Source organism: Acinetobacter calcoaceticus DSM 30006 = CIP 81.8, from assembly GCF_000368965.1.
In the GTDB taxonomy this organism is placed as follows: domain Bacteria; phylum Pseudomonadota; class Gammaproteobacteria; order Pseudomonadales; family Moraxellaceae; genus Acinetobacter; species Acinetobacter calcoaceticus.
Window position 1 is genome coordinate 2,126,962 of record NZ_KB849780.1, and the last position, 24,548, is coordinate 2,151,509.

Consider the following 24,548-nt stretch of genomic DNA (forward strand, 5'->3'; position numbering starts at 1 on the left):
ATTCTGGCATGCTTTATTTCGCTAAATACAAGCAAAATCTGCCATTTATAGACTCGCTCTATTTTTTAATAGATCTAAAAAAAGCACCTCCGAAGAGATGCTTTTTTGTGTTTAGTGAGATGGCATTCCGCTGACATCCCCTTTGGGTTTCGGACACAGCCAAATGACTAGCCCCGCAAAGACAAACACCATCGCAAACAGTAAAAACACATGGTTTGCTGACATGGTAATTGCTTCTTTATCGACAAGGTTTGAAATGATTCCTAAAGTCGAGTCAGTCGTAAAACCATTTTGCAAAAGGTTATTTTGTACTTCGGCAGTATTTAGGTTTGACACCATTTCACTACGTGCAACTTTGGCATGGTCATCCCACACGGTCACTGCAATTGAAGCACCAATCGCCCCTGCCATCGTTCTCAAGAAGTTCATGAGGCCCGCAGCAGATGCAATTTCTTGCTGCAACACCGAACCCAATGCAATGTTCGACAGTGGAATAAAGAAGAACGGCACAGCAAAACCTTGCAGGATTTGCGGCCAAGCCAGTGCCATAAAGTCGGCATCTGTGGTCCAGAACGCCCGCATTAAGGTCACAGCACCCAGCAAAATCAAACCGAAACTCGCTAGTGCACGTGGGTCATGTTTGGTCGAAAGCTTTGCCACAATCGGTGACATGGTCAAACTACCAAAGCCCATGGTTGCGGTTAAATATCCGGCCCATGTGGCAGTATAGGAAAGGTTCATTTGCAGCCACTGCGGAATCAGTACAATACTGCCAAAGAAAGCTCCAAAGCCCAGCGACAGTGCCAATACCGAAATTGCAAAGCCCCTATGCCTAAAGACTTTCACATCCACGACGGGGTGCTTGTCGGTCAGCTCCCATATGAGGAACACCACAAAGCCAATGGCGGCAGTTAAAGCGAGTACCACAATGCTGGTGCTGTTAAACCAGTCTCGTTCGTGCCCTAAATCCAGCATGAGCTGTAGCGCACCAATCCACAGTATTAACAAACCTAAACCGACCGTATCGATTCTTAAAGAAATCGTTTCTGTTTCGGCTGGTTTGAGCAAACGGATTGCCGCTAAAACACAAATGATGCCGACCGGAATGTTAATAAAGAAAATCCAGTGCCAAGACAGGTTGTCACTAATCAAACCACCTAAAATTGGTCCTAAAATTGGTCCAACGACTGTGGTCATTGCCCAGAGGCCCATGGCCTGTGCATGCTTTTCTTTAGGAAAAATACGCATCAGCAAAGTTTGGCTGAGTGGCATAAGTGGGCCACCGCATAGACCTTGTCCAATACGGAAAAACACCAGCATTCCTAAGGAATTTGCTAGGCCGCACAAGAAAGAAAAAATGGTGAAACCAATCAGGCCAAAAATAAAGACTCGGACGGTTCCAAAGCGGCCCGCAAGCCAACCCGTTAAAGGTACACAAATCGCTTCTGCAACTGCATACGAGGTAACGACCCATGTCCCTTGTGTACTTGAAACAGCAAGGTTACCGGTAATGTGTGGTACAGATACGTTGGCAATGGTCGTATCGAGCACGACCATAAAGTTCGACAAGGCAATAACAAACGCTGCCAGTAATAAACGGCCACCGCTTAGTTCGGCAAAAGGTGTTTGCGTTTTCATAAGCGTTTACTTCGCAGATAAGTCGACTTTTGCTTCCATCGACAAGCCAACACGCAGTGGGTGTTCAGCAAGTTCTTTCGGATCAAGTGCAATACGAACCGGTAAGCGTTGAACCACTTTAATCCAGTTACCTGTTGCATTTTGAGCCGGAATTAAGGCAAAGGCAGAGCCTGTACCACCAGAGAAGCTCATCACTTTGCCGTGATATTCAACATCATCACCATATAAATCTGAAGTAAGTGTGACGATTTGACCCGGACGGACTTTTTTCAACTGACTTTCTTTAAAGTTCGCATCTACATATAAATCGTTGAGTGGCACAATCATCATCATGCTAGTGCCTGGTGCAACACGTTGGCCCACTTGAATATTACGTCGAGCCACTACACCATCGACTGGTGCACGAATCACAGTACGTTCCAAATCAAGCTGAGCTTGTTCAACATGTGCTTGTGCAACTTGTACATCGGGTGTTGAAGTCTCGCTTACACCCTGAATTAAAGCTTCGTTCGCTGCAAAAGTGCTTTCGGCAGCTTTACGGCTTGAAGATGCTTGCGCTAAACCTGCTTTGGCAAGCTCTAGCCCTGCTTTGGCTGTTTCAACTGCACTTTGTGATTTAGTGAGTTCTTCTTTAGACACTGCACCGGACGCAGCAAGTTGCGCACGGCGATTCAGCTCTAAAGTAGCTCTGTCGTAGTCAGCCTGTGCTTGAGCAACTTGTGCTTTGGCACTAGTAATTTCGTCGGCACGTACCACAACTTGAGAGTTTAAAGAGCTACTGTTTGCCGCAGTTTGTTTGTATTGGCGTTTTGCTTTGGCGAGTTCTGCCTCAGCTTGAGCCAATGCAATTTTGGCATCACGATCATCAATACGAACCAGCACGTCACCACGATGTACTGTTTGGGTATCTTTTACCACAACCTGAGCGACCTGCCCGCTTACCATTGAGGTGATTTGAGCCGTTTCTGCACCGACATAGGCATTATCCGTACTCACGGAATGATTTAAAAATAATGCCCAGATTGCATATAAAATAGCGGCGATCAATAAAATCAGCGCAAAAAAACCAAGAAATTTTTTGCGCTTGTTTTGATTGTTGTCATCCGAGGCAGATGTTGTTGGCACTGTTTCTTGTACATTGCTTTGTGCATCAGTCATGGTATGTTCCTAAAGATGGGTTGGCTTTGCCATCAATCTCGCACTACACCTTGTTATAGAGTTTTTATTTTTCTATAAACAAGACATACCGCATTGTCAAAGGAGCTAATTTTAACGCTAAAACCTCATAATATGAGAATAAAAAATTATAACTAATGCGTTCGTTCTAATTAAATTAATGTTTATCTCAAAGTTTTTGTGAAAATTCCCGCTTTTCAAACACTAAAAAAAGCGCACTTGGCGCTTTTTAACTACTTAAATAGGCAATTTAATAGGCGTATGAAGCAATACCCGCAGCAATTGCTTTGCCTTCATCATTGACCATGGTCATGCGCATGGTACAGCCCTTACGACCTAAACGCAGAACTTCGGCACGTGCAATAAAGTATTTACCACGCCCCGGCGCCAAATAATCTACACGCATGTCGACAGTTGCCAAACGCGACACTTGCTTAATGGTCTCGGTTAAAGTTTCCGGCGTTGAACGGCGATATAGGTGTTCCATTGCCACAATACCGCCAATGCTATCGAGCAAGGTTGCAGCAACGCCACCATGCAAAATCTGAAATGCCAGATTACCAATCAGGTCGGGTTGCATCTCGATATAGCCTTCAATCTGCCCGTCCACCACACGCATAATCATTCCACTATGCTTAAAAAAAGGAGAGCTATTAAACGCCTTACATAATTGCTTAAGAACTACATTCAGGTCAGTTTTTGCACCTAAATGAATGCTCCCAGTCCAATTTTTCTTTTCATCACTCATACGTTGCCTAAATTTAAAAGCATGATAAACACCCATAATTTTGTACAAATCCAGCATTATGGGGCTACAATACAGCAGTCGGTTGACAGTAATGGAATATCCGCCAACCTATCCTAGTGTAATACCGAACATCGAGATTGTTATGACTTATACGTTCAATCGTCCTGCATTTCCAGCCACTCGCATGCGCCGTATTCGTAAAAATGACCAGTTGCGTGCGATGGTCAGCGAAACACAGCTCACTACCAATCACTTGATTTATCCAGTATTTGTATTACCGGGACAAAATCAGACCCAAGATATTCCAAGTATGCCAAACATTCAGCGTTTGTCGGCAGATTTATTACTGAAAAAAGCTGAAAGACTTCTGGAATTAGGCGTATCAAAACTGGCTCTGTTTCCAGTTACGCCTCAAGAAGATAAAAGCCTGACCGCAGAAGCTGCATGGCATGAAGATGGTTTAGTCCAAACCACGTGCCGTTTACTTAAAAAAGAATTACCAGAAATGGTGTTAATTACCGATGGTGCCCTCGACCCATACACGACTCATGGTCAAGACGGCATTATTGATGAGACAGGCTATGTGCTGAATGACGAGACTGTAGAATGCTTGATTAAACAAGCTTTAAGTCATGCCGAAGCAGGTGCTGATGTAGTTGCACCAAGTGACATGATGGATGGTCGTATTGGCGCAATTCGTCAAGCTTTAGAAGCCAACGGTCACATCTATACCAACATCATGGCCTACTCTGCGAAATATGCGTCGAGCTTCTATGGCCCGTTCCGTGATGCTGTTGGCTCTGCATCCAACCTCAAAGGTGGTAATAAATATAACTACCAGATGGACTTTGCCAACCGTGCCGAAGCTTTACATGAAATCGCGCTTGATATTCAAGAAGGCGCCGACATGGTCATTGTAAAACCGGGCATGCCATATCTGGATGTGGTACGTGAAGTGAAAGATACCTTTGGTGTTCCAACCTTCATTTATCAAGTAAGTGGCGAATACGCAATGTTAGCTGGTGCAATTCAAAATGGCTGGTTATCAGAATCAGTGATTTTAGAATCACTCATGTGCTGCCGCCGTGCGGGTGCAGATGGAATCTGGACTTACTTTGCAGAAACTGCTGCCGAAAAACTCAAGGAAATGAACTAAGTTCGCAGAGAAAGGATAACACTGCATGCATATTGCAATTATTGGCGCGGGCATAAGTGGATTAATGTCTGCGCTGGAGTTGGTTGAACAAGGCTGTACCGTCAGCATTTTTGACCAACAACAAGCGGGACAAGCAGCCTCATGGGCTGGCGGAGGTATTCTCTCTCCGATGTACCCGTGGCGCTATGTGCATGCAGTGAACCAACTCGCTCAATTTGGCAAAGCGTCTTATCAAGCATGGAACCAAAAACTCTCCCCTGTTACAGGGATTGATTTTGAAATTCATGACACAGGCATGTTGATTTTTGATGAAGAAGATTTTGACGTCGGACTTTCCTACGCCGAGCAGCATCAAGAACCCATGCAACGCTGCGAATATTTACAGCGAGATGCCCTAGAGCAAGTAAATCCGCATATTTCCGCTCAGTTTCAACAAGCCATTTATTTCCCTGAACTGTCTAATATTCGTAACCCACGCGTATTACAGTCTCTGATTAGTTATTTAAAACAGCATCCAAATGTTGAGTTTTTTGAGCACTCTGCTGTTAAAAAACTGATTCAACAGGATGATGTTATACAGGTACTACAAACCGAAGATGGTCGCAAATATACAGCAGATCATTTTGTAATAACTTCGGGCGCATGGAGCCATTACTGGAACTCACAATTACAACTCGAAATTCCAGTCCAACCTGTTCAAGGTCAAATGTTGTTATTTAAAACCCCTGCTCACTGGCTACCGACCATGTGTATGAATCGAGTGATGTATCTGATTCCACGTATGGATGGTCATATCGTGTGTGGGTCAAGCATGGCACATCGCGGTTTCGACACTTCCACTGACGAAACAACCCAACACAATATTTTAGAAGCTTGCTTAGAAATGGTGCCTGAACTGGCCGATTTCCCGATCGTACAGCGCTGGGCAGGACTCAGACCAAGTTCACCAAATGGCGTTCCCTATATTGGCAAAATGCCTGAAATGGACAACCTCTGGGCAAACTTTGGTCATTTTAGAAATGGTTTATGTATGGGTGCAGGCTCAGCACAATTGCTCCGTCAGCTTATGTTGGGTCAACCGACCTTAGTTGATGCAAAAGCATATTCACCAGAGCGCCTACAAAATAAAATCTTAGCCTGACGCGAGTACATTCTCTAAAGCCATTTTTAATTGAGGATAAGCAAACTCAAATCCTTCAGCTTGTAAGGCAGCAGGTTTAACGTATTGCCCATTTAAGATCAATTGCGATTGTTCCCCCAACAAACAGCGAAAAACCGTGCTTGGTGCCGACAACAGCGGTTTCTTATTCAAAACCTTGGCAGCTTGTTCAACAAATACCTTTTGAGTCACATTTTCTGGTGCCACTACATTATGAATTTGAGCTGACTGAGGGTGGTTAAATATAAACTCGATTGCGTTTAACACATCTTCAATGTGTACCCAAACCACAGGCTGAAGACCGTGGCCAATTTGACCGACTAAATTGAGTCGAATAGGAAGCAACATTTTAGGCAAGATTCCACCGCCCTGCCCAAACACTACGCCTAAACGAATAATTTTAGTATTTTGCTGAGTATCTACTAAAGCTGCATGTTCCCACTCTTGGCAAAGCTGAGACATAAAAATAGGCTGTGGTGAACTTTGTTCGGTGCACACCTCTGCCCACTTTTCTTCAACATCTATACCGTAATAGCCAATGGCCGAGCCAGACACAATCACTTCGGGAAAAATTTCAGATTGCTTGAGCCACGCATATAACTTTCGTGTCGTGTTTACTCGGCTTTCAATGAGTTGTTTTTTACGTGACTCGGTCCAGCGTTTCTCGCCAATATTTGCACCTGCCAAATTCACGACATAATCAATTTGGCGGGTCGAAATATCTTCAATTTTTTGTACCCACTGTAAAGTAGGCTGGTCAGATTTCTTCCCAGCCTGCCGCGTAACAGCAATCACGTTATAATTTCTTTGCAGCAGGAACTTAATTAAATGAGTTCCTATAAAGCCACTAGCACCCGTAATTAATACATTCTTATTCATATTTCCTCCAAAACCGAGGACACAAGTTTTAGTTAATTATATAAGAATCATTTATATTTAATCGTAGCGGTTTCTGTAGTGATCTATTACACATTAAACATTTTGCTTGCCATTCGCTGTGCTTGTTTCCCATAAAACCAATAGGTAATCAAATAAAGCGGGATCGCTAACATTAAAAGCATAATGAGCATAATGCTTAAAAACTGAGCCTGTTTCAGGTAAAGCATAAAGTTCTGCAAAATATCAGGATCTTTTCTGGCAAATAAAAATAGGCCGAATAAAACACCACACAAGTTATAGCCCCAAAAAATCAGGGTAAAACCTAAAGTAAATTTCTTTTTTTCTTGTACAGTCGGTGCACGGCGTTCTTTCTTTAAAAATTTAAACAGGACAAAAATCATTGCGCCTAAATATGGAACGGCTGTTAAAATACCACCTACACTCGCTGGTAATAGTGCTGCAACCACACCTACAATTAAGGTGAGTCCTATGCATAAAGCAAAAAACCAGAGAAAGTAAGAGCGTAATTTGGTCATCATTTTGCCTAATTTATGGGTTCAAAAAATAATTATAAATTTTTTTCGATTTTTTTTCATTTTTCTGTCAACCAATCCGAATCTCTTGACGTTATATAGGGTAATAAGGTCGCAGCAACCGAATACTTCCTTTGCACGGCATCCGCAAAATTGTATCGGTGACCTTTCATTACGACTCTTTTCTTCCTTCAGATTAGGTTTTGTTAGCAGCCGAAACCCTTGATGAAGTTTTTGACCGACGATTCTCTCATCACTCGAATCGTCGGTTTTTATTTTCTGGCACTTTCATTTATTTTACGCTCAGCATACACAATAGTTGTTTCATGGTCATAAAGGCTATGCGTATACTTTTTACACCATAAAAATATGTTTTACATAATATGAACAACATTGCCTATTTTGAAATCCAGTCTTCAAACCCTGCCCGCGATGCGCAGTTTTATCAAGCTGTGTTCGGCTGGCAATTTAAATTAGATGAAAGTTTACCAATTGAATATTACCGTATAGAAACACCCTCAATTATGGGTGGGCTATTAAAACGCCCAGCTCAAACGCCTCCGATGGAATATGGCACCAATGCATTTACCTGCTCCATTCAAGTCGAAAACTTTGATGAAATTGCCGCAAAAATTTTAGCGCAAGGTGGCATTGTGGCAATGGATAAATTCGCCATTCCCGGTCGTGCTTGGCATGGTTACTTTGTCGATTTAGACCATAACGTTTTTGGTATTTTTCAAGTTGATGAAAATGCTGCTTAAAGATCTTATTTAACAAATTTATTCGTTTTTAATTGATAGCCACCGCCTTTTTATCGGTGGCTATTTACTATTTATTCTTCGGCAAAGCTAAAACTGGCTTCACATGTAATTGGGAAATTCACCGAACTGGCAATCATACATTCGTGATGCGCTTCTTCATGCAATTTTGCAGCAAGCTCTTGATCGGCACCTTTTTCTAAAACAACTTCTGGTCTTAAAGTAATTTGAGTAAAGTGACCGCGTTTAACTGGATCTGCATCCTCCATAAAGCCAAGTGCTTTGTCGATGTAACTCACAACGTGAATATGATTGACTGCACATAGGTGCAAGTACCAAAGCTTATGACAAGCTGAAGCTGATGCAACTAATAAATCTTCTGGGTTCCATCTGGTGACATCACCTAAATAAGCTGGGTCTGATGAACCTTGAATAGTGGCTTTTTGTGGATGTTGAATACTGAAATCGCGCTTATATGAACGATAAGATGAGGTGCCTGTACCTGTATTGCCTTCCCACTGTATTTTCACTTCGTATTTATGAATGGTCATTTTGTTCTCAAAGTTCATTGTTTGAATTGATAGTAACAAAGCAAAGTTTAAAGTGACAAAACTAATTCAGATTTCAGCTTAGGCTTAAATATCGAGCACTTTAAAATGTCTTGATAAAATCTCCTGCCAATTTATGCTAACGTATCTGTGTTTATCTTGGCTTGATGTCTGTTTCTATGTCCGTACATTTTCTACATACTTCTGACTGGCATTTGGGGCAGTTTTTTTATAATCATTCACGGCACTACGAACACCAACAATTTTTAAGTTGGTTACTCACTCAAATTAAAGAAAAACAACCGCATGCCCTGCTCATTGCCGGCGATATTTTTGATGTGATTAATCCGGGTTCACAAGCACAAAAACAACTCTACCAATTTTTAGCAGATGCACATCGCCTTGCACCGCACATGCAAACGCTTATGATTGCAGGTAATCATGACTCAGGCTACCGTATTGAACAGGTCGAACCACTTTTAGAAAAATACAATGCAAAAACCGTGGGCGTGGTTCGATGGAACGAAGATAAAACTCTAGATCTCGATCGTCTGCTTTTACCTATTTATAATCAAAATCAAGAAATTGTGGCGTGGTGCCTTGCCCTACCTTTTTTACGTTCGGCAGAAATTACGGGCTTTAATGAACATACCACCAATAGCAAAAATGCGATTGCCTATTTGCATGAACAACTGATTTCTGAAGCTAAACGTCGTAAAACACCAGACCAAGCGCTTATTTTGATGTCGCATGCTCACATGCAAGGTGGAGAAACATCCGACTCTGAACGCCCAATTATTATTGGTAATGAAGAGGCGCTTTCAACGACTTTATTTGAAGATGCAATTGATTACGTGGCTTTAGGGCATTTGCATAAACCACAAAAAGTGGGTCAGCCACACATTCGTTATAGCGGCTCACCTATTCCACTTTCTTTTAGTGAAATTAACTATAAGCACCAAGTGGTTGAGGTCAAAATTGACCCAGCTCAAGAGACAGACAACCGTTTGCAGTTTGAAGCTGTTGAAATTCCGCGTTGTATCCAATTACATCGCATTCGTGGTGAGTTAAACGAAGTGCTGCAACAACTCAAAGCTTTACCACACGGCGTGATTGAAAATATTGACCATCGTGAATATGTCGATATTGAATATTATAGTTTAACGCCCCCACAGCCTAATTTACGCCAAAAGTTTGAAGCTGCATTGCCACCTGACCGCTATCGTTTAGTGCGTATTTCACGTCAATATGTGAGCCAAGATGCTTCGGACACAGATACCTCTCAGCAAATTGCACTTGAACCACCCACACCAGAAAAACTCTTTCAAAATATCTGGGAAAAACAAGGTTACAGTGCCGATGATGCGGTCTTAAAAGATTTTCTGAGTCTGGTACAAGAAGCACAAAAAAATCTTGAAAATGATGCAACCCCTTAAGGACATGTCATGAAAATTTTATCTATTCGTATAAAAAATCTGGCATCTCTTTCTGACGAGCACTTTATTGATTTTGAAAGCGCACCTCTAGCTCACGCAGGCTTAATTGCTATTGTGGGAAAAACTGGTGCTGGTAAATCGACCATTTTAGATGCGATGTGTCTGGCCCTGTTTAATCGCGTCCCTCGCCTTAAAGACAGCGATGGCAAATTAAAAGATGTTGATGGTTCCGAGTTACTCACCAATTCACCTTTAACTGTATTACGCCGTGGTACGGGACATGGTTTTGCTGAGCTTTGCTTTATTGCTCAAGATCAAAAACGCTATTTAGCACGCTGGGAAATTAAGCGGGCACGTGAAAATCCGAATGGTAAATTACAAAGCGTGCAACGCCACTTAAAATGCCTGACCGATGGTGTGGTGCTTGCCGACAAAGCCAAAGCAGTGGATGAAAAAGTTAAACAAATTACCCAGCTTTCATTTGAACAATTTACCCGTGCTGTTTTACTTGCCCAGTCAGAAGTGACCGCATTTTTAAAAGCACGAGACAGCGAACGAGGTGAACTACTTGAGTACCTGACAAACTCCAGCATTTTCGCCAAAATTGGTGAGTTGGCTTTTCGTAAAACAGCAGATATTGCCAAACAGCGTAAACAGCTTGAAGAGTTTTTAGGTCATATTGAGATTTTATCTGATGAAGAAATCGCAGCATTTACCGAACAATATCAGCAAGCTCAAGAGAACTATCAAAAATTAGAACAACAAAAAAATGTGTTGGATAAACAACAACAATGGTTTGAACGCAAAGCCAAACTTGAACTTGAGGTTCAAGCTAAACAGCAACAGTTTCAAACCCAGCAAAACCATCATCAGCAACTTGCGGGTGAACGTGAGCAATTAAAACGACTAGAAGTTTTCTCTGAAATACGCCCACAGGTCTTTCAGCAGACGCAAAATTTACAAACCTTGCAACAACTTGAGCCGCAAATTCAGCAAGCTCAAATTAAGTTTAATGATTTGGTACAAATTTTTGAAACTGGACAAAAACAATATCAATCAGCAGAGCAAGAGCTCAAAAAAATGCTCGATTTTGAGCAACAGCATCAATCTGCTTTAAATCAGGTTCGACAGTCCATTCAAGAGCGAACATTTATTGCCGATGAATATAAAAAGTGCAAAGAAAAAAGAAATGTTCTAGAGCAGAAACGCAGCCCGTTGCAACAACAGCAAAACACGGTTCAACAACAGATTGAGCAGCTTCAACAAAATCAGGCACATCTACAACAACAGCTTACTCAGACTGGGCAATATGCTGTATTAGATAAAGGCCTTTCAGCGCATTTGCATCAACTCGGGCAATTTATTCAAAACTACGAAGCGATTGAACAACAGCTTGGAAACCCTACTCTAGCTCGTCAAAAGCTATCGGAAGCTAAAAGTGAACTTGAACAACTGACGACTTCGGTGGGGACAGTTGAACAGATTGAGGTAAAACTTGAGCAACAGCGTAAAGATAAAGAACAAAAGCTTGCTCAAATTACTCAGCTAGACCTCATTCAACAAAAAATTAAAATTTATCATGAGCTATATGCTGAGCTTCAGCAATTCACCGAAAAACATACTCAAACCTCCGCTCAAGAACAGCAGCTTAAAACCGTTTGCCAGTTAGCTGAGCAAGACTACCAAACAGCAAAAATAGAGCGTGAAAAATTACAGCACATCTTGCAACAGCAACGTTTATTACATACTGAAAATATTGAACAGTTAAGAGCCGATCTTAAAGAAGGCGAAGCTTGTTTAGTCTGTGGCAGCACGCATCACCCCTACCGTATTGATGACAGCACAGTTTCCAAGGCCTTATTCGACTTGCAGCAACAACAAGAACAGCAAGCATTAACCCTAGAGCAAACTAAATTTAACGCGTGGCAAAGCAAACAGCAGACACTTACCCAGTGTCGTGCCGAGCTCGAACAAGTTCAAAAATATTTATCTCAACTTAATGCAAAACAAGCAAACTTGCAGCAAGATCTTGTTCAGCAATTAAGTCTCAACCAATTGCAAATTGATCTTGCTCAACCTCCAGAACAAATCTTACAAACACTTAACGAGCTTAGACAAGCCGCACAAACTTCAATAAGTTCATTTGACTCAGAAAACTTGCGTTTAACCCAAGCGATTAAGCAGCAGAACCAGTTGCTTCAACATGTTCAGCGTAGTGAAAGCTTGCTCAATACGGCACAGCAATGGCAACAGCAAGTTCAGCATATTGTTCAGTGCTTATCTGAATCCGAGCAGCACGCATGGCAGCAGTCGAGTAGCCAAACAGCTAAGCAGACTTGGTCAATTCTCGACGCACGTGCTAAGCAACTTGAACAACAAGAACAGCTTTCTCAGCGTTTCGAACAGCAACAACAAGAACTTAAAATGATGGCTGCCAACCTTGAGCAAATGACCAAACAAATTAATGAGATCGACCAAAATCTCAAAGAGATTACGCTCAAAGGTCAACAAAATAATGAAAAAGCGGTATCGCTCATTCAGCAAATGATAGGCCTTTCTGACCTTAAGCCTCATGATTGGTTAATTGAGCATGATGCCAAACGTCAGCATCAACAAACGGCTTATCATGCGTCTAAACAACGCTTTGAACAGACCAGACAGCACTTCGAGCAACAAAAGCAGGCGCTAGATCAGCTCAAGCATCAACACCAACACACCGAGCAACATCAACAACAGATTAATGCGCAAATTCAAAACTGGTTAAATGAGCGTTCTGATTTTCAGGCGCAGGACTTTACGGCGCTCATACAGATTAATTCAGCACAAGAGCAAGAGATCCGTAACCGCCTTAATCAGGCAGAACGTCTACTCAGTGAGAGCTCTTCTGCGCTTAAAACTATGCAAGAGCAATTAACCGATCACTTACAAACTCAACCAGATATTGAATTTGAAAAGCTTCTGAACTTAATTCAAGACAATATTGCAGAGCTTAAAGCCCAACTGGAAGTTCGTGATCAGCTGAAACTGAAGTTAGAGCTGCACCAGCAAAACCTTGCGAAACAGCAACAATACGCCCAGCAAATTCAAAACATTCAGCAAGAAGAACATCGCTGGAGCAAAATTTCAGGTCTGATTGGTGATGCCAAAGGCAAAGAGTTCCGTGACTATGCCCAGCAATATCATCTGGATATTTTAGTGGAACATGCGAATCAGCAACTGGCGATGCTTTCTCAACGCTATACATTAAAACGACTTGACCAATCTTTAAGTCTGGCCATTATCGACCACGATATGGACGGAGAAATGCGTTCGGTTTCGTCTTTATCTGGCGGTGAATCCTTCTTAACAGCCCTCGCCTTATCTTTAGCCATTGCCAATATGGCTTCAGGCTCAATGAAAATTGAATCTCTGTTTATTGATGAAGGTTTTGGAACCTTAGATGCATCTTCCTTGCACATGGTGATGAATGCTTTAGATCAATTACAAAATCAGGGTCGTCAGGTTGTTCTCATCTCACACATTCAAGAAATGCATGAACGTATTCCTGTACAAATTCAAGTGAAACCACTTGGTGCTGGCGCAAGTACCATCGAGGTCATTGGTTAAAACTAAAAAGCCCCGACATCCTGTCGGGGCTTTTTTAGAATCTGCGTTGGTATAACTCCTGTCGTACCTGTATGCATCCATTCATCACTGTTTATTGTTATTCTTAGAAACATCCTGTCTCCTGATGAATTCATAATAAGTGAAAACCACTTCCCGCCATAGCCGCAAAAGGACGCAATGAACGTACGAAATAGCGTACATCAACCCTTTTGCGAATAGTCTCTAGCACCAAATAAAGCAGTTCCCACACGGACCATAGTTGAACCTGCGTCTATTGCGGCCTCTAAATCACTCGACATTCCCATGCTTAAAGTATCCCAGTCTTCAGGGTGAGCATGTTTTTCTTTCACCGCATCAAACAAAGCCTTAGCATCTGCAAAAGCGGCAGTATTGTCTGGTGCTGGAATCACCATCAAACCGCGTAGTCTGATTTTGGGTAATTGGCTAATTTGAGCAACTAACTCGGCAACCTCATCTGGTGCACAACCATCTTTACTATCTTGCCCGTCAATATTCACTTGCAAACAAATATTTAAGTCAGATTGATCTTGAAGCCTTTGATTAGATAATCGTTCAGCAATAATTAAACGATCTACACCGTGTACCCAATCAAACTTTTCAGCCAAATTTTTAGTCTTGTTTCGCTGAACATGACCAATAAAGTGCCATTCAATTTCTAAATCTTGTAAAGCTTCAATTTTTTCCAAAGCTTCCTGTAAATAGTTTTCGCCAAATGCTCTTTGCCCTGCTGCATACATTTCACGCAAACTTTCACTTGGATGTGTTTTTGATACGGCTAAAAGTTGCACAGTTTCAGGCGCACGCTGAGCATGTTCACAAGCACGTCGGATTTGCTGTAATACGTGCTGTCGCGCATCTTGCAGGTAATTCATTGACAAGGTTCTCATTTTCAAAAAACTTTTTTGCTTTTCACCTAAAGCGAGGTGTTGGTAAGCCTCAGTGAAAGCCGTATATTATTCTACAAAATAATGACATATTTTGATTTACTTGGGGAAATTATGGATATTACAGAGCTACTCGCTTTCTCTGTGAAAAATGGCGCGTCCGATTTACACTTATCTGCTGGCATGCCACCAATGATTCGCGTGGATGGTGAAGTCCGTCGCATTAACTTACCAGCTCTAGACCACAAAGATGTTCACCGTCTGGTCTATGACATCATGAATGATAAACAACGCCGTGACTATGAAGAAAAGCTCGAAACAGACTTTTCTTTTGAAGTTCCAAATGTTGCACGTTTTCGTGTCAATGCATTTAACCAGAACCGCGGTGCCGGTGCAGTGTTTCGTACCATTCCATCAAAAGTACTCACGATGGAAGATTTAGGCTTAGGGCAAATCTTTAAAGATATTTGTGATTACCCACGTGGCATTGTGTTAGTTACAGGACCAACAGGTTCTGGTAAATCAACCACCCTTGCAGCGATGATGGACTATATCAACGAAAATCGTTATGACCATATTTTAACGGTTGAAGACCCAATCGAATTTGTACACCAGTCGAAGAAATGTTTGATTAACCAACGTGAAGTGCATCGTGATACGCATGGCTTTAATGAAGCACTACGTTCGGCACTGCGTGAAGACCCCGATATTATTTTGGTCGGTGAGATGCGTGACCTTGAAACCATTCGTTTAGCACTTACTGCTGCTGAAACTGGTCACTTGGTTTTTGGTACGCTCCATACGACTTCTGCTGCAAAAACCATTGACCGTGTGATTGACGTATTTCCTGCCGAAGAAAAAGACATGGTTCGTGCCATGTTGTCAGAATCTTTACAGGCTGTTATTTCGCAAACCCTTCTTAAAAAGAATGGTGGCGGACGTGTCGCAGCACATGAAATCATGATTGGTATTCCTGCCATTCGTAACTTAATTCGTGAAAATAAAGTCGCACAAATGTATTCATCAATTCAGACTGGTGCAAATCATGGCATGACGACACTCGACCAAAGCTTAAAAGGTTTGGTATCTCGTGGTGTGATTAGCCCACAAACTGCACGTACTGCTGCAAAACAGCCTGAATCATTCCTATAAAAATAATTAGAGAATAAATATGGATTTTAATGACCTACTCAACCTCATGGTTGAAAAAAAATCATCCGATCTTTTTATTACAGATGGTGTTGCGCCATCTATGAAAATTAACGGGCAAATTGTTCCAATTTCAAAAAATAGTCTTTCAGGGGATGTTATTGGTCAACTATTACATTCCATCATGAGCGAAAAGCAGCGCAAAGAATTTGCAGACACTCGTGAATGTAACTTTGCCATTATGAACCGTGATAAAACGGCCCGCTTTCGTGTGAGCGCTTTTCAGCAGCGTGACATGCCAGGCATGGTCTTACGCCGAATTGAAACTAAAATTCCTTCAATTGATGACTTGCAGTTACCGCCCGTTCTTAAAGATTTATCAATGACTAAACGCGGCATCATTATTTTTGTTGGTGCAACAGGTACTGGTAAATCGACTTCATTGGCTTCAATGATCAGCTATCGCAATCACAATACTAAAGGTCATATCATTACTATTGAAGACCCAATCGAGTTTATTCACGAACATGCAGGCTGCATCATTACCCAACGTGAAGTAGGAATAGATACAGACTCATTTGAAATTGCCTTAAAGAATACTTTGCGACAAGCACCAGATGTGATCTTGATTGGTGAGATTCGATCTCGTGAAGTTATGGACTACGCGATTGGCTTTGCTGAAACAGGTCACCTTGTATTGGCCACGATGCACGCTAACAACGCCAACCAAGCGCTCGATCGTATTATTCACTTCTTTGAAAGTGATCGCCACAGTCAGCTTTACATGGACTTATCGCTTAACTTAAAAGCCATGATCGCACAGCAACTTATTCCAACACCAGATGGCAATTCACGTCGTGCAGCCATTGAGATTTTGATTAACTCGCCATTAATTTCTGACTACATTCGTAAAGGCGAAATTCATGAAATTAAAGATTTAATGAAGCGTTCGCGTGAACTCGGTATGCAAACCTTTGACCAAGCGTTGTTTGATCTCTATAAAGCAGGCCAAATTACCTATAAAGATGCATTAAAACATGCCGACTCACCGAACGATTTGCGTTTGACCATTAAGCTTGCCGAAGAAGGACCTGATCAAATTTCAGGCACAAATCAGCATTTAACCTTCGACCGACAGTAATTTCTTCATAAAAAAAGGAAGGTTAAACGTAACCTTCCTTTTTTATTTGTTTTCTTTATGTGAAAACGATTATTTCTTGCGCAACACTTCCTGACACTCAGGTTCGTTACAGTAACCGTAGAGGTTTAATGAGTGACCCGTTAAGGTAAACCCATGTTGTTCTGCTACAGCATGCTGTTCCTTCTCGATAACATCATTAGTAAATTCAATAACTTTGTTGCAATTATAGCAAACCAAATGATCATGATGATCTTCTTGCATAATTTCGAAAACAGAATGATTATTTTCGAAATGATGACGCTGAATGATACCCGCAGCTTCAAATTGTGTTAACACACGGTAAACTGTCGCAAGACCGACATCTTCCCCTTGTTCTAACAAAGTCTTGTAAATATCTTCAGCACTAAGATGATGTTGCTTTGAATTTTCTAATAATTCCAAAATCTTAATTCGTGGAAGGGTAACTTTAAGTCCAGCTTTGCGCAAATCTTGATTGGAAATAGGCATGAAAAAAGGTCTCTCAACAAATCTCAAGTTGGAATAGGCAATAGAATTTAGATGAAGTATGATCTATCCTTTGATCAAATGCATCATAATTTATTGGGATAGTGTAGCAAAATGCAAAAACTCGTGCTGACGTTATTAGTCACTTCACTCCTTGCTGGTTGTTCAATCTTTGGTGTATATAAGGTTGATATTCCTCAAGGGACTCCTTTGACCAAAGCTCAGGCCTCTCAAGTACAAGTCGGCATGAATTTCCAGCAAGTGCGTTTTTTGCTTGGTAGTCCAACTGTGACTGATCCCCTCAATCCTCAACGTTGGGACTACATTTACAACTATATCCCGGGAACTTATGCTAAAAAGGCAAAAATCCCCGCAGCACATGGTCAGCATTTAAAAATTTACTTTGATGGCACTGGCACAGTAACTAAAATTGAAGGTTTAGAAACTATTCCAGAATCGCAACCAGGTTTACCTGCTTCTAAAGAAGCGATTTTAACTGCCCCACCACTATAATCGTTTTTTCTAATAAAAATAAACCCCTCAAGTGAAATACTTCGAGGGGTTTTATTTATGGGACTTATTACTTTAAGCGATTACTTTTAATATATCGTCCCACAGGATTTTTCTCAGCGCGGTTACGGCGTATATCTTTAGGGTTAATAGTTAAAGGTCGATAGACCTCTACCCGATCACCTGCTTGCAAAATCGCATGTGCCTCAACTTTTGCACCAAAGATGCCAAGTTGTAATGGCTCAGGCAAACTTACCTGTGTCTGCAACCCACTTGCCTCAACCGCTTGTAATGCAGTCATACCAGCTTCAAATGGAATAGCAACTAAAAACTGTTGCTCTGGGGCTGCAAAAGCAACCCACACTTGCTGAGCTTTTTCCATCAGATCATTTGTCCAATGACCGCAATCATGGCAATGACAATTGAAAGCGGTAAAACAATACGCACTGCAATACGCCACAAGTTATAGAACAACTCATTGCTAAAATTCATCGATTTACGCAAGTGGCTAATTTTCATAATCCAACCAGCAAAAATTGCATAGATGAGGCAAATGAATAATCCCCAAAGCATCAAAATCAGCGTAAATATGCCATGAAGTTCAGGCACAGCCCAAACCGAAATTGCCAAAATAATGACAACCCATTGTAAAACGTACATCAGTTGACGTTGAGCAAGCTGTTCTTTGGCAAGTTGAATAAACAGAGCTGTTGTCATTACCGCAGTAAAAATCCAGGTAAAAACAGGAAGCTGTGCTTGAAGAGAAAAGAAACCAAACGCGACGACAGCAATTAACTGAGCCAACCAGATTGGAAGTGCAGTTTTTGTGGCACCTTCTTGAGAGTGAATTACAGACAAGCTATTTTGCCAGTAAAGTCCTAAGCCTAAACCACTTGCAACAAGTGCAAGTACGGTCGCATTACCCCATTCTTTAAACTCAACATTTGTCCAATGCCAAGGCTGTAAAGTCGTTCCCATTGTATTAGCTAAAACAAGAGAAGCGATTACGCCGACTGTCATTAGCACAATTAAAATCTGACGCGGAATAAAAGATAAAATTAAAGCTGCAACAGCAAGGCCAGCAAAAACAATTTGTCCAGAAACACTATTATTGAGCTGTGCTGTCAGTAAGTTGCCAGCTGTACTCAATACACTCCCTGCTAAAAATGGAATAAAAATAACAGCAAGCCAACCAGCCAAACGCCATTTTGGTGAACTATCTGCTTCACGAGTTAAACTTGATAAAGCATTTAAGGCAGTAGTCTTCGACCGTTTTGCTAAGGCAATTTCCAAATAACAAACTGGCAGAGCCAATAACAGCATTGTGCCTAACCACAATAACCAGAAATCGATTTGACGATCAATCTGGATTCCCATAGCGGGTGCCAATGTCGCCATAATGATGAAAGATAAGCAAAACGCCATCAGGGGCGATAACCATCGTGACATAGGTATGTCCTGCATTATGCATTCCTTGAAAAAGACTATAGATATTTTGCCCGTCTCATGCCTGAAAATCAAAGTTTGCTCAATAAAAAAAGCAAACTACCGAATCGATAGTTTGCTGCGCTAACTAAAATTATAAGTTTTGTTATTTAAGTTATGCGAAAAACCGAGCAAACCAGTTTTTCCCTTTCTTCTTTTCTTTTTCTCTAATAATTCCCATCATGTTTTCTTTTACTGCCCCCACATAATCGGCATCGTCATGTTGAATATGATTGATTAACCATTTTGCTAAAATTTCTTGTAGCTCTTTTTCAACAGTATGTCCCATTTCAAAACGCTCACGATATAACTCTATTTTTTTAATAAATAAATCATGAACACGCTTATGGGGTACACGATATTTATAATCAGCTTCCTCTTGCAAACTTTCTTCGAAAGTAAAATGTGATTGTGTATAATCAATAATGTTGTCTAAAACGTCTTTAATACGACGTCTATCTTCATCATCTTTTACATCATCAATTTCATTAATATAATCAAGTATTCGTTTATGTTGCTCATCAATAACATCGATACCCGTATTATATTCTGAAGCCCATTTCATTTTCATACATCTCCCCAATGATGTTCAATGACTCTTGCATAAACCTCATGATATATTTAAAGAATATAAATAAAAACAAAGCTATTTTGTCGGCTTTATCATATAAAAATTATATTTAAATCAAGCTGTTGTTTTTATTTGTTTTTTAAAAAATTAACCAACTAAAATAATAAAGTATTTTTTAAACAAAATACCTTATTATTAAATGTGAAATATATATAAATATCTCTATTCATACATTTTAAATATACTTTATATTAATACTGATCTGCACGAGTAATACGTTTAAGCTCTGGATTTTCCTGCTCACGTTTTAATCTTTCCACATGAGTAATTGCTTTTTTAATCGGCTTACCATGTTGAAATAAAATCATTTCACCTGGTTGATAAGCAGTCCAGTTTTCATTATGTGTTAAAGGTTCTGTCGTTATAACTGCCACACGATCTTCAGGTGTAGTGACCTGACTAAAATCAACCTCAACATCTAAGTCAATTAAATGAGCCTGATTAAATGGATATTCTCGAACCAACCAATGTAATTTAGTTATCGCGTAACTAAATAATGCCTTCCCATTCGACAAACAATAATTAAATGTGCCGTATTCAGCAATTTGTGGAGAAATTTTTTCTAATACTTCAAATATCTCATCAAGACTCGGTTCTTCATAACCGAAAGCTTCAACCAGTTGATCAAGCAAATAACAAAATGCACGTTCACTGTCTGTATTACCCACAGGTGTAAAACGTCCACTTAGTGGTGGGTTAAAATCATGTAAATCACCATTATGGGCAAAAATCCAATGACGGCCCCACAACTCTCTAATAAAGGGATGAGAGTTCTCTAAAGTGATTTTACCTTGAGTTGCTTTGCGGATATGCGCGATCACGTTACGCGATTTAATAGGATAATTACGGATAAGATCAGCAATTGGAGATTCAACTGCCGACTGGTTATCGACAAATAGTCGGCAAGCTTTGTCTTCGAAAAAAGCAATACCAAATCCATCACTATGATCTGAGGTAATTCCTGCACGCTGTGAAAAACCACGGAAAGAAAAAGTAATATCCGTTGGTGTTGCACAATTCATTCCTAATAGCTGGCACATATCGCTTTTAAACTACTTCTAATTACCTCATATACTCTATTGTGCATGAGAGTAAAATTGCTTGCAAATCTCAATATGTGCTGGCTATTAGAAAATAAGACATATTATTAACGCTGCCCCATTTTATTCATAACAAATGAAGTCGCCACTTTATTCACTTCCAGAAATACAAAATAATCTAGACAGTTAAATTCTTCATCAAAAAATGCCTGTTTCGATAGTTTTGACTGCATACTCAAATACATTTGGAACAATTTTGGCATACGCTCATCTTGTGGAAAACTGAACTCAGGATATTCAGGCTCATAGATTTTTTTCGAACGAATATCAATTGTTTTGCTTTCAGATAATTGCTGAATCTGGCGATGCGTGTAGTACGCTCTAGCCAAATTATCTTGCAAATGAATACTGACACAGCCCATCAAATATTTAGCACGCATTGACCATAATACTTTCGGTGCAAGGTTTAACCACAGCATCGACAATGCTTTACCATTACGAAAGCGAGGATGGACACAGGTACGCCCTATCTCTAACACATTAGGAAGGTGCGATAACTGAGGAACAATATCAAACTCATGTGCGCTGTAGCTTTGTGCGATCTCATGACCTTGAAATAATTTTAGACGGGTATACGCTACAATTTCTCCAGTCCACTTTTCACGTAAAACTGCATGCTCGCAACCAAAATCATAAATGTCTTGATCTAAGTTATCTTCAAAATGAATTCCAAATTGTTGGCTAAATTGTTGTGCACGGAATCGTTGTACATCTTGTAATTCTTTTAAATTATCAACCCACTCAAAACGAAATTGCGTTTGATTTATTGCTTTATTACGATTTAAAGGTAAAGTCCAGGTTTGGCGATATTGATTAAATTTTTCCAGCATAATGAACGCTCCTAGTGACACCCCTTACACTAGTCAAAGCTCATGACAAAAAAATGACCAAATTAAAGTGGTATAAAAAAAGACCACCTAGAGTGATCTTTTTATTGAGAATAACGGTTTTATTACGCAGTTTTTGCGCGATTAGAAATCAGTGTTCCAACCCCATGATCAGTAAAGATCTCAAGTAATGTTGCATGTGGTACGCGACCATCAACAATATGCGCACTAACAACGCCGCCTTTAACAGCATCAAGTGCACAACCTACCTTAGGAATCATACCGCCATAGATCACGCCTGTTTCAATGAGACGGTCAACTTCTTGCGTAGTAAGGCCAGTTAACAGATTTTTGTTTTCATCCAGCACGCCACTAATGTTTGTGAGTAAGATTAATTTTTCAGCACCTAATGCTTCTGCAACCTTACCTGCCACTAAATCGGCATTAATATTATAAGTATTGCCTTCTTCATCTACGCCTAATGGTGCAATAACTGGAATAAAGTCACTTTGGGTAAACATTTCCAATACATCTGTTTTGACGCCAGTTACTTCACCAACCATACCTAAATCAATATGTTTGATAGAACCGTCTTCTTCTTGCTTTTCCATAAGTAATTTACGAGCACGAAGTAAATTACCATCTTTACCTGTTAAACCAATAGCACGGCCGCCATGTTTATTAATCAGGTTAACAATCGATTTATTTACACTACCACCTAATACCATTTCAACCACTTCCATGGTTGCAGCATCAGTTACACGCATACCGTCAATACGGTCAGATTCACGACCTAACTGCTTTAAAAATGAGTCTACTTGTGGCCCACCACCGTGAACAACAATCGGATTTAACCCTACCGTTTTAAGTAAAACGATATCTCGGGCAAAGGAACTTTCTAGCTCCGGATCAGTCATCGCGTTGCCACCGTATTTCACCACCAGCGTTTTACCAGTAAAACGTTGAATATACGGCAAAGCTTCAATCAAGATTTTTGCTTTGTCGACACCGATATGCTGATGTTGGGGCATTACGCCTCTCCTTACTTAGGCCTCTGAAAGTTCTTGTGCAATTTGCGGATAGTGCTCTTGCAACATATCTACAAATTTTTGCTGGATTTCCTTTAATCGTAAAGGATTATCTGCGTCAAATCTTACTGTAAAATATTCACCAGTATTTGATGCTCGAATAATGCCAAAACCATCATCAAAATCAAGACGTACGCCATCGATTTTACTGATGCGAGCACCTAAACGATGACTTAAAATTTCAATATCTTGTAATACATACTTTGGATCGGACTGATACGTACCAATATAGGTATCTTCTGTACAACATCTTTCTGGATAAGGAGCAAACAATTCGGAAATTGTTGTAGCATCAGATTGGGTGAAATATTCCATTACACGTAATGCAGCATATAAACCGTCGTCATAGCCGAAACCACGCCCATCATTAAAAACGTAGTGGCCTGCATATTCTCCACCAAAAATGGCGCGTCCATTCGACTGAGATAAATAAGCCCGTAAAAAACTACTTCCCGTGCGGATCATTTTTGCTTTTCCGCCGAGTTGTTCAACCGTTTTTTGAACCATGCGTGAACATTTCACATCAAAAACGATTTCTTGCTCTGGGTGCTGCTCTAGACACATTTGCGCAAAAAGTGACAACAATCGGTCTGCGGTCAATATCTGGGCTTTTTCATCGACTAAAACAACACGGTCACCATCCCCATCAAGGGCAATGCCAATATCTGCCTGCTGCTCAACAACTGCTTTACGCAAATTAGTTAAGTGGGCTGCATGCGAAGGGTCTGGTGCATGGTCTGGAAACTCTCCATTTGGATGGGTTCGTAAAGCAATCACTTCACAACCCATTTTTTCCAATATTAATTTTGAGCAGTGTCCAGCAGAGCCATGTAAACCATATAAAATAACTTTTAAAGGACGTTTTAACTGAATATCTTTAAAAATGGCTTGCTGGTATTTTTGGCAAAACTCAGCTTTAAATTGAGCCGCCGTTAACTCAAGAACAGAAATTGAATGGGCTGGTACATAAGTTTGAGCTTCATCACCCACCTGCTGAATCATTTCTGGAGACGGCGGTTCACCTTTTAAAATCCACTTAATACCATTATCCGATTTTGGGTTATGGCTTGCGGTCACCATAATGCCATTGCCGCCAAAATCTCGCGCAATGTAATACATCATTGGGGTGGAGCAACAGCCAATGTTTGTGACCACTAAACCCTGTTCTATTAAAATTTCTTCAATTAAGTGTGCATAGGCTGGACTTGTGAGACGGGCATCATAGCCAATCACTAATTGAGTTTGTTCTGCTTGTTTGTATTGTTGTGCCAATCCATAGGCAATCGAACGGACAACGTCCGCGGTTAAGTAAGAAAGTTTGCCTCTAATATCGTAAGCACGAAAAATGCTTTTTGGAAATGAGTGTCTTACATTCATAGTGTATCTTCTATTTAAAGATCAATTCGATCTATCGCAAAAACATAGATTATTCAAAATTTTTGAAGGGTTTGTTTGCTAAAAAAGTTAAAAGAATATGAGTAAAGCGTGTTGTAATATAATCCAGTGTAACATTCAAGATGTAAAAAGAAACGCCTGTTCAACAGGCGTTTGATTTTCGTTAATATTTTCAA

At 40.6% G+C, this 24,548-nt stretch carries 23 protein-coding genes; 8 read left to right on the forward strand and 15 right to left on the reverse strand.

What is annotated here, in order from left to right; all coding sequences use genetic code 11:
- Positions 1 to 111: 111 nt before the first annotated feature.
- The 3 genes from F936_RS14875 to F936_RS14885 all read right to left on the reverse strand — a co-directional run bounded on the left by F936_RS14875 (position 112) and on the right by F936_RS14885 (position 3,562).
- Complete coding sequence (locus F936_RS14875; protein WP_005048568.1) at positions 112 to 1,638, reverse strand: DHA2 family efflux MFS transporter permease subunit; 1,527 nt, start codon at positions 1,636 to 1,638, stop codon at positions 112 to 114.
- 6 nt (positions 1,639 to 1,644) lie between these two features.
- The gene (locus F936_RS14880) at positions 1,645 to 2,796 is read right to left on the reverse strand and encodes an EmrA/EmrK family multidrug efflux transporter periplasmic adaptor subunit (RefSeq protein WP_005048570.1); all 1,152 of its coding nucleotides are present in this window, start codon (positions 2,794 to 2,796) and stop codon (positions 1,645 to 1,647) included.
- Positions 2,797 to 3,064: 268 nt separating this feature from the next.
- Positions 3,065 to 3,562 carry a thioesterase family protein gene (locus F936_RS14885; RefSeq protein WP_004641674.1) on the reverse strand — a complete coding sequence of 166 codons (498 nt, stop codon included), beginning with the start codon at positions 3,560 to 3,562 and terminating at the stop codon, positions 3,065 to 3,067.
- A 142-nt stretch (positions 3,563 to 3,704) separates the two neighbouring features.
- Between F936_RS14885 and hemB the strand changes: the two genes are divergently transcribed.
- Both hemB and F936_RS14895 read left to right on the forward strand, forming a co-directional pair.
- A complete protein-coding gene (gene hemB, locus F936_RS14890; RefSeq protein WP_005048571.1) occupies positions 3,705 to 4,718 on the forward strand; it encodes a porphobilinogen synthase in 1,014 nt (337 codons plus the stop codon).
- A gap of 25 nt (positions 4,719 to 4,743) precedes the next feature.
- Positions 4,744 to 5,859: an NAD(P)/FAD-dependent oxidoreductase gene (locus F936_RS14895; RefSeq protein WP_005048572.1), complete on the forward strand. Its 1,116-nt coding sequence runs from the start codon at positions 4,744 to 4,746 to the stop codon at positions 5,857 to 5,859.
- Here F936_RS14895 and F936_RS14900 read toward each other — a convergent pair.
- Both F936_RS14900 and F936_RS14905 read right to left on the reverse strand, forming a co-directional pair.
- Complete coding sequence (locus F936_RS14900; RefSeq protein ID WP_005048573.1) at positions 5,851 to 6,756, reverse strand: TIGR01777 family oxidoreductase; 906 nt, start codon at positions 6,754 to 6,756, stop codon at positions 5,851 to 5,853. The two genes, F936_RS14895 and F936_RS14900, sit on opposite strands and share 9 nt — an antisense overlap.
- Before the next feature lie 86 nt (positions 6,757 to 6,842).
- Positions 6,843 to 7,292: an ABZJ_00895 family protein gene (locus F936_RS14905; protein WP_005048574.1), complete on the reverse strand. Its 450-nt coding sequence runs from the start codon at positions 7,290 to 7,292 to the stop codon at positions 6,843 to 6,845.
- 380 nt (positions 7,293 to 7,672) lie between these two features.
- Here F936_RS14905 and F936_RS14910 point away from each other — a divergent pair, with 380 nt between their 5' ends.
- Complete coding sequence (locus tag F936_RS14910; RefSeq protein WP_005048575.1) at positions 7,673 to 8,050, forward strand: VOC family protein; 378 nt, start codon at positions 7,673 to 7,675, stop codon at positions 8,048 to 8,050.
- A gap of 71 nt (positions 8,051 to 8,121) precedes the next feature.
- Here F936_RS14910 and F936_RS14915 read toward each other — a convergent pair whose 3' ends face one another.
- Entirely contained in the window at positions 8,122 to 8,598 is a 477-nt protein-coding gene (locus F936_RS14915; RefSeq protein ID WP_005048576.1) for an OsmC family protein, read from the reverse strand.
- A gap of 164 nt (positions 8,599 to 8,762) precedes the next feature.
- Between F936_RS14915 and F936_RS14920 the strand changes: the two genes are divergently transcribed.
- On the forward strand, positions 8,763 to 10,031 hold the full coding sequence (locus F936_RS14920) for an exonuclease SbcCD subunit D (RefSeq protein ID WP_005048577.1): 1,269 nt from the start codon (positions 8,763 to 8,765) through the stop codon (positions 10,029 to 10,031).
- A gap of 9 nt (positions 10,032 to 10,040) precedes the next feature.
- Complete coding sequence (locus tag F936_RS14925; protein WP_005048578.1) at positions 10,041 to 13,637, forward strand: AAA family ATPase; 3,597 nt, start codon at positions 10,041 to 10,043, stop codon at positions 13,635 to 13,637.
- Positions 13,638 to 13,837: 200 nt separating this feature from the next.
- Here F936_RS14925 and F936_RS14930 read toward each other — a convergent pair whose 3' ends face one another.
- Positions 13,838 to 14,530: a YggS family pyridoxal phosphate-dependent enzyme gene (locus F936_RS14930; RefSeq protein WP_005048579.1), complete on the reverse strand. Its 693-nt coding sequence runs from the start codon at positions 14,528 to 14,530 to the stop codon at positions 13,838 to 13,840.
- Positions 14,531 to 14,656: 126 nt separating this feature from the next.
- On the opposite strand from F936_RS14930, the gene F936_RS14935 reads away from it, so the two are divergent.
- Together F936_RS14935 and F936_RS14940 are read left to right on the forward strand one after the other, a co-directional pair.
- Positions 14,657 to 15,694, forward strand: a complete 1,038-nt coding sequence (locus F936_RS14935) for a type IV pilus twitching motility protein PilT (protein WP_003653239.1) — start codon at positions 14,657 to 14,659, stop codon at positions 15,692 to 15,694.
- A 19-nt stretch (positions 15,695 to 15,713) separates the two neighbouring features.
- Positions 15,714 to 16,832, forward strand: coding sequence for a PilT/PilU family type 4a pilus ATPase (locus F936_RS14940; protein ID WP_003653241.1), 1,119 nt, complete (start codon positions 15,714 to 15,716; stop codon positions 16,830 to 16,832).
- Between the two features lie 69 nt (positions 16,833 to 16,901).
- Here the strand turns inward: F936_RS14940 and fur are convergent, their stop codons facing one another.
- Positions 16,902 to 17,339 carry a ferric iron uptake transcriptional regulator gene (fur, locus tag F936_RS14945; protein ID WP_003653242.1) on the reverse strand — a complete coding sequence of 146 codons (438 nt, stop codon included), beginning with the start codon at positions 17,337 to 17,339 and terminating at the stop codon, positions 16,902 to 16,904.
- A gap of 111 nt (positions 17,340 to 17,450) precedes the next feature.
- On the opposite strand from fur, the gene F936_RS14950 reads away from it, so the two are divergent.
- On the forward strand, positions 17,451 to 17,849 hold the full coding sequence (locus F936_RS14950) for an outer membrane protein assembly factor BamE (RefSeq protein WP_003653245.1): 399 nt from the start codon (positions 17,451 to 17,453) through the stop codon (positions 17,847 to 17,849).
- A 67-nt stretch (positions 17,850 to 17,916) separates the two neighbouring features.
- On the opposite strand, the gene F936_RS14955 is transcribed toward F936_RS14950, so the two are convergent.
- From F936_RS14955 to F936_RS14985, 7 genes are all read right to left on the reverse strand, one after another.
- Complete coding sequence (locus tag F936_RS14955) at positions 17,917 to 18,228, reverse strand: RnfH family protein (RefSeq protein ID WP_005048580.1); 312 nt, start codon at positions 18,226 to 18,228, stop codon at positions 17,917 to 17,919.
- On the reverse strand, positions 18,228 to 19,295 hold the full coding sequence (locus F936_RS14960) for a hypothetical protein (RefSeq protein ID WP_005048582.1): 1,068 nt from the start codon (positions 19,293 to 19,295) through the stop codon (positions 18,228 to 18,230). The genes F936_RS14955 and F936_RS14960 overlap by 1 nt, the downstream gene beginning before the upstream one ends.
- Before the next feature lie 151 nt (positions 19,296 to 19,446).
- Complete coding sequence (locus F936_RS14965) at positions 19,447 to 19,902, reverse strand: bacteriohemerythrin (RefSeq protein ID WP_013198763.1); 456 nt, start codon at positions 19,900 to 19,902, stop codon at positions 19,447 to 19,449.
- Positions 19,903 to 20,153: 251 nt separating this feature from the next.
- Positions 20,154 to 21,002 (reverse strand): class II glutamine amidotransferase, encoded by an 849-nt coding sequence (locus tag F936_RS14970; protein WP_003653249.1) that lies wholly within the window; start codon positions 21,000 to 21,002, stop codon positions 20,154 to 20,156.
- A gap of 107 nt (positions 21,003 to 21,109) precedes the next feature.
- Positions 21,110 to 21,892 carry a GNAT family N-acetyltransferase gene (locus F936_RS14975; RefSeq protein WP_004641657.1) on the reverse strand — a complete coding sequence of 261 codons (783 nt, stop codon included), beginning with the start codon at positions 21,890 to 21,892 and terminating at the stop codon, positions 21,110 to 21,112.
- A gap of 122 nt (positions 21,893 to 22,014) precedes the next feature.
- Complete coding sequence (argB, locus tag F936_RS14980; protein WP_003653251.1) at positions 22,015 to 22,920, reverse strand: acetylglutamate kinase; 906 nt, start codon at positions 22,918 to 22,920, stop codon at positions 22,015 to 22,017.
- Between the two features lie 15 nt (positions 22,921 to 22,935).
- Positions 22,936 to 24,354 (reverse strand): phosphomannomutase/phosphoglucomutase, encoded by a 1,419-nt coding sequence (locus tag F936_RS14985; protein ID WP_005048588.1) that lies wholly within the window; start codon positions 24,352 to 24,354, stop codon positions 22,936 to 22,938.
- Positions 24,355 to 24,548: the final 194 nt, after the last annotated feature.

Excerpts from the sequence above, each read along its gene's own strand:
- F936_RS14875 (WP_005048568.1), bottom strand. The coding sequence starts at position 1,638 with ATGAAAACGCAAACACCTTTTGCCGAACTAAGCGGTGGCCGTTTATTA.
- F936_RS14880 (WP_005048570.1), bottom strand. The coding sequence starts at position 2,796 with ATGACTGATGCACAAAGCAATGTACAAGAAACAGTGCCAACAACATCT.
- F936_RS14885 (WP_004641674.1), bottom strand. The coding sequence starts at position 3,562 with ATGAGTGATGAAAAGAAAAATTGGACTGGGAGCATTCATTTAGGTGCA.
- hemB (WP_005048571.1), top strand. The coding sequence starts at position 3,705 with ATGACTTATACGTTCAATCGTCCTGCATTTCCAGCCACTCGCATGCGC.
- F936_RS14895 (WP_005048572.1), top strand. The coding sequence starts at position 4,744 with ATGCATATTGCAATTATTGGCGCGGGCATAAGTGGATTAATGTCTGCG.
- F936_RS14900 (WP_005048573.1), bottom strand. The coding sequence starts at position 6,756 with ATGAATAAGAATGTATTAATTACGGGTGCTAGTGGCTTTATAGGAACT.
- F936_RS14905 (WP_005048574.1), bottom strand. The coding sequence starts at position 7,292 with ATGACCAAATTACGCTCTTACTTTCTCTGGTTTTTTGCTTTATGCATA.
- F936_RS14910 (WP_005048575.1), top strand. The coding sequence starts at position 7,673 with ATGAACAACATTGCCTATTTTGAAATCCAGTCTTCAAACCCTGCCCGC.
- F936_RS14915 (WP_005048576.1), bottom strand. The coding sequence starts at position 8,598 with ATGACCATTCATAAATACGAAGTGAAAATACAGTGGGAAGGCAATACA.
- F936_RS14920 (WP_005048577.1), top strand. The coding sequence starts at position 8,763 with ATGTCTGTTTCTATGTCCGTACATTTTCTACATACTTCTGACTGGCAT.
- F936_RS14925 (WP_005048578.1), top strand. The coding sequence starts at position 10,041 with ATGAAAATTTTATCTATTCGTATAAAAAATCTGGCATCTCTTTCTGAC.
- F936_RS14930 (WP_005048579.1), bottom strand. The coding sequence starts at position 14,530 with ATGAATTACCTGCAAGATGCGCGACAGCACGTATTACAGCAAATCCGA.
- F936_RS14935 (WP_003653239.1), top strand. The coding sequence starts at position 14,657 with ATGGATATTACAGAGCTACTCGCTTTCTCTGTGAAAAATGGCGCGTCC.
- F936_RS14940 (WP_003653241.1), top strand. The coding sequence starts at position 15,714 with ATGGATTTTAATGACCTACTCAACCTCATGGTTGAAAAAAAATCATCC.
- fur (WP_003653242.1), bottom strand. The coding sequence starts at position 17,339 with ATGCCTATTTCCAATCAAGATTTGCGCAAAGCTGGACTTAAAGTTACC.
- F936_RS14950 (WP_003653245.1), top strand. The coding sequence starts at position 17,451 with ATGCAAAAACTCGTGCTGACGTTATTAGTCACTTCACTCCTTGCTGGT.
- F936_RS14955 (WP_005048580.1), bottom strand. The coding sequence starts at position 18,228 with ATGGAAAAAGCTCAGCAAGTGTGGGTTGCTTTTGCAGCCCCAGAGCAA.
- F936_RS14960 (WP_005048582.1), bottom strand. The coding sequence starts at position 19,295 with ATGTCACGATGGTTATCGCCCCTGATGGCGTTTTGCTTATCTTTCATC.
- F936_RS14965 (WP_013198763.1), bottom strand. The coding sequence starts at position 19,902 with ATGAAAATGAAATGGGCTTCAGAATATAATACGGGTATCGATGTTATT.
- F936_RS14970 (WP_003653249.1), bottom strand. The coding sequence starts at position 21,002 with ATGTGCCAGCTATTAGGAATGAATTGTGCAACACCAACGGATATTACT.
- F936_RS14975 (WP_004641657.1), bottom strand. The coding sequence starts at position 21,892 with ATGCTGGAAAAATTTAATCAATATCGCCAAACCTGGACTTTACCTTTA.
- argB (WP_003653251.1), bottom strand. The coding sequence starts at position 22,920 with ATGCCCCAACATCAGCATATCGGTGTCGACAAAGCAAAAATCTTGATT.
- F936_RS14985 (WP_005048588.1), bottom strand. The coding sequence starts at position 24,354 with ATGAATGTAAGACACTCATTTCCAAAAAGCATTTTTCGTGCTTACGAT.